1 protein-coding gene is annotated in these 885 nt (G+C 76.8%); it reads right to left on the bottom strand.

All coding sequences use genetic code 11. The features are described from left to right. Positions 1–265 precede the first annotated feature (265 nt). The coding region (locus ACFV2J_RS03250; protein WP_385437137.1) for an ROK family protein at positions 266–885 on the bottom strand (620 nt) is incomplete at its 5' end.

Below are 885 nucleotides of genomic sequence, written 5' to 3'. Positions count from 1 at the left end.
GGGGGTTCACCCCCCCCCCCCGGGGCGCGGGGGCCCGCCGCACGCCGGGGTGTGGGGGGGCCGCCCGCCGTTGCGGGGCCGCCCCCCCCACCGGGGGGGGCCCCACGGCTTTTCACCCACCGGATTTCACCCACCGGTCCTCACCAACCGGTCCTCGCCGTACGGCTCTTGCTGTACGGCCCTTGCCGTACAGCCCTTGTCGTACGGCACGGCGCGGCCCCGGCAGGCGGTCTCCGGCGCCGAGCCGGGCCTCGGTGACCGGTTCTCAGCGGCGCGCCGTCACGGTCCCCTCCACCGCGAACAACTGCTCCTCCACATGGTCGAGGGCGAGTCGCAGGGCACCCGTCGCGATGGCGGCCTCGCCCAGCAGGGAGAGCGTCACCTTGGGGGGCCGCAGACAGTAGCGGGCCAACTCACGCCGCAGCGGCTCCAGTACGCCGTCCAGACCGGCCGCCCAGCCGCCGATCACGACGAGTTCGGGATCGAGGGCGAGGGCCAGGGCCGCCACGTCGTGCACGAGCCGCTGGATGAAGCGGTCTACCGCCGCGCGGGCCCGCTGGTCGCCGCCCTTGGCGAGCGCGAAGACCTCGGCGACGGCCTGCTCGTCGAGCGGGTGCAGCGGCTCGTCCGTGGTCGACAGCAGCGTCTCGGGCGTCGCCTCGCTGCCCAGCAGATGCAACGCCCCGATCTCTCCGGCGGCGCCGCCGTACCCCCGGTGCAGCCGGCCGCCGATCAGCGACCCCGCGCCGGGGCTCAGCCCGGCCAGCACGAACACCACGTCGTCCGACTCGGTCGCCGAGCCCTGGCCGTGGTCGGGGTCCCCCGGCCCGGTGGGGGGGGTGTGCGCCCGCCCCGGGGGCGGGGAGGGACGGCGGAGGGGCGCGC

The organism is Streptomyces sp. NPDC059668 (genome assembly GCF_042734135.1).
Lineage (GTDB): Bacteria > Actinomycetota > Actinomycetes > Streptomycetales > Streptomycetaceae > Streptomyces.
Note: the sequence above shows the minus strand (reverse complement) of the source record. Positions and strands in the feature narration are given on the sequence as shown.